This is a genomic window from Rhizobacter sp. P3_B12, from assembly GCF_056402895.1.
The window spans coordinates 1-3,181 of the sequence record NZ_JBFUGN010000731.1 but is presented as its reverse complement, the minus strand read 5'-3'; the positions used below and the strand labels follow the sequence as shown (position 1 = coordinate 3,181).

The window sequence follows — 3,181 nt, the reverse complement described above, 5'->3', positions numbered from 1 at the left end:
GTCGTACACCTGCCGAACCATCCTCTCGCTGCTGTGCATCGTGGCGTCGAGCGTGTCCGTCGCGCCAGAGGCCAGCTTGTCGCTCACGCCCTTTGGTCGGCAATCCTGGAGCGAGAATGGCTCGAATGGAATCGACCGGCGCGCGGCCTCTGCGACGCACTCGACCATCAGCTTGGACAGCGTGGCCTTCCAGCCGCCCTTCGTGTAGCGCTGCCCGCTCATATTCCCGAATATGTACCAGGTGCCAGCGACCTTGTTTCGCTTCAGCGCCAGGGCCTCGTCGACCGTGCTGCGCAGGTCTGCACTCCACTCGATGAGTCCCCTTTTGACTGCTTCTCCGCGCTGTCGCTTCGCGGCCTCCCAGAGAATTCCATCTGCCGTGATCTGATCACGCGTCAAGGCCCGAACCTCTACAGATCGGCGAAGGCAAAGCCAAGCCGTGCGCAGTGCAAGTCCGACAATGTGCTGCGGACCACCCATGCGTCGACCGATCTCGACCGCCAACGCAAGCTCTGCATCCGTGACCAGGCGATCTCGCCGACGTGTGGCCAGTTTTTCAACGCCATCGAATGGGTTGATCACGATGAGGCGAATGCGGACTCCGAACTCCAAGACCACCCGTGCAAGCGCGATCTCCTTGTTCCCTTTCTCCGCGCGCGGCCGAGGATTTCCATCCTTGTCTCGAGCCAGCTGGCAGGCGTCAAGATACGCGTAGGCGTCCGACTTCTCCATCTGGCCAACATGCATGACACCGAACGCTCGCTTCAGCATAGAAAGCTCGCGCTCGTTCTCACGCAGCGTACTGTCGGCCCGCTTTCCCTGCGAGCCGTCAGGCAGCGCTCGTTGTCTGGCAAGCCATGCGTCGGCGAGCGCGGCGAAGGTGCCCTCTGTGGGTGCGCCCATCTCGATGTCTGCCGCGCGCTTGATTGCGTCCCGCCTCAGCTCTGCAATCTTCGTGACGCTGCTGATCGCGCAGGTGAGTCGGAACGCCCAGGTGCCATCGGGCTTCTTGTAGCCGATGGAGTACAGGCGTGCTCCCCGCCGCTCATATACGCGGTACGGAAGTCCGTCCGCGCGTTCTCTACGGCGATTCATAGGTTCAACATGAAGTCGAGTCGAGGACCGATGCGCTTTGGACCGGGTGCTTGGCCAGACATGCGTGCAAGGTAGTAGGTGCGGTCTACCTTGGGTACATCTCCGCGACGTGCGGGCGGCTCGTATATCCAGCCGCGGTCATCCAACCATGCGGCGATGCGGTTCGGCCGCTTTGCTCCAGTCAATTCATGCAGTTCTGCGGCAGTCAGGGTTAGCGTGGAGGGCGAGGCGGGATGGGGTGTCACGAAGGGCCGTGGATGCGCGGAGGATGAGTGGCTCGTTGACGTGGTGCTGGGAATCATGAATCGATTGCAATGAGGCTGCCGAGGTAGTGCTCGGCGGCGTCCATGAGGTAGGCTGGCTGTGCCTCTGCATCGTTTTCCCCGACCATGACGTTGGCGGCGAGCGCGCAGTCGAGGAGGAAGAGCGCAATTTCTGATGGCTGCAGCCCGTCGATGCGCGATGCGAGATTCCCGACTCCGCAGTCGTACAGGCCTTCGAGGGTGGCGCGATGCCGCCATGCGATGGACTCACAGACGAACCTGGCGACCAGTCGCAGGTCGAACGCGCTGCGTTCAGTGGCAAGGGCTCGCTCGCGCACGCGCTTGAGGAGGTCGAGCCGGCTGCGGCTCGCGAGGACGGCGGGCGTGGCGTCCTCGTCGATCGCCTTGTGCCTCTGCGCGCGAGCGGGCTTGGTCGTCGGTGCCGTGCTCGGTGGCACTTGATCACCAGCGGTGCTGCCGGCGATGGAGTCCACGGTCGAGTCCGGCGCCTTGTGCATCTCGTCGTGCGAAGTCCCGCCCACTGTCATCACTGACTCAGCATGCGACTCGGCCGGTTGGGTCTGTGTCGGGCTCGGCGCAGCCGCCACAGCGGCTTTGGGTGCGCGCGGAACGACACGCAGCAGGTGGACCCTCTTCTTCTCGGCGAAGCAGTCCGGATCAGTGCAGACGTCTGCACCGCCACGCACCGAGGCAGAAGCCCGGTCGGTGCCCTTGCCATCGAGTTCGACGATGTCCGCGAACTCAGGCGCGTTGCCCGAGCGCTTCCAGCAGTCGGTGCAACTGCCGGCGTCCGGCAGCAGCTCGGCGTCGGCGATGTCGAAGACGGCGTCGTGCAGGTCTAGCGAGAACTTCTCGCTGAGCAGGGCCTGAATGCTGCGGTGGCTGGCCTTTCCACCGGCAGCGAGCCGGGCATGGGCGTCCTGCCGGATGTACTCCAGCGCCTTCTCCTGATAGCCGATCGACGGCAGACGTGCGATGAGCTGCGCCGCCTCGGTGCCGAACTCGTTGGCCAGGTACGCATCGCGCAACGCCGGGCCCGCATCGAGCAGTTTCAAGCGGTTGTAGATGTGGGTGCGGCTCTTGCCGAACTTCGCAATGAGGTCCTCTGCGGACAGGCCGTCGTTCTGCATCATCGACATGAAGCCCTCGGCTTCTTCGAGCGGGTGCACGTCGACGCGCTGCAGGTTCTCCGCAACCTGAGCGCTGCGGGACTGCCCGTCGGTCATGTCGCGCACCATGCACGGTGCAGTCGCGAGGTCGACGAAACGAGCAGCCCGGACACGCCGGTGSCCGAAGACGATCTCGAAGCCGGCGCCKTGGGGCCGKGGGCGAACTAGGATCGGCTGGTGGATACGGCCTTCTGCGACGATGTTCGCCGCCAGGTCGTCGATGCCGGTGAAGGTGCGSCGGGGATTGAAGGGGCTCTCGTGCAACTGGTCGAGAGCGATCTCGCGGATGGTTTCCATGGTTCGTCCGAGGTTGCGTTCAGTGGACCAGGCGGCTTGCGAACTGTTGGCGTTGGAAATCGAGCGAGTCGGCGCGCTCAATGAACGCGTTTCGCCAGCCCGACCAAGGGGTGTCGCGGCACGCGGGCGACATCAGGTTGACCCAAGTCACCGGCTTGACGCCGGGGAGAAGAGGAGGCGGTGTACCGGGGTTCGGAAGGAGCTGCGCGCGTGCGGTGGCCTCTGCAATCAATGCCGCCTTGAGCAGCCCCTGGGCGTGCGCGGCGTGAGCAACGTTCAGCGCGAAGCCGTTGCGGATCAAACGGACGAATCGGTTTTCCAGGGTGATCCAGGGGG

4 protein-coding genes are annotated in these 3,181 nt (G+C 64.3%); all 4 read right to left on the bottom strand.

What is annotated here, in order from left to right:
• Window positions 1-1,095: hypothetical protein (locus tag AC1D01_RS27050; protein ID WP_477871881.1), on the bottom strand; the 1,095-nt coding region annotated here is incomplete at its 3' end.
• Window positions 1,092-1,397, bottom strand: coding sequence for a DUF4224 domain-containing protein (locus AC1D01_RS27045; RefSeq protein WP_477871879.1), 306 nt, complete (start codon window positions 1,395-1,397; stop codon window positions 1,092-1,094). The genes AC1D01_RS27045 and AC1D01_RS27050, both read right to left, overlap by 4 nt.
• The gene (locus AC1D01_RS27040; RefSeq protein ID WP_477871877.1) at window positions 1,394-2,845 is read right to left on the bottom strand and encodes a ParB/RepB/Spo0J family partition protein; all 1,452 of its coding nucleotides are present in this window, start codon (window positions 2,843-2,845) and stop codon (window positions 1,394-1,396) included. The genes AC1D01_RS27045 and AC1D01_RS27040 overlap by 4 nt, the downstream gene beginning before the upstream one ends.
• A 19-nt stretch (window positions 2,846-2,864) precedes the next feature.
• A partial coding sequence (locus AC1D01_RS27035; protein ID WP_477871875.1) for a hypothetical protein occupies window positions 2,865-3,181 on the bottom strand: 317 nt, incomplete at its 5' end.

Excerpts from the sequence above, each read along its gene's own strand:
- AC1D01_RS27045 (WP_477871879.1), bottom strand. The coding sequence starts at position 1,397 with ATGATTCCCAGCACCACGTCAACGAGCCACTCATCCTCCGCGCATCCA.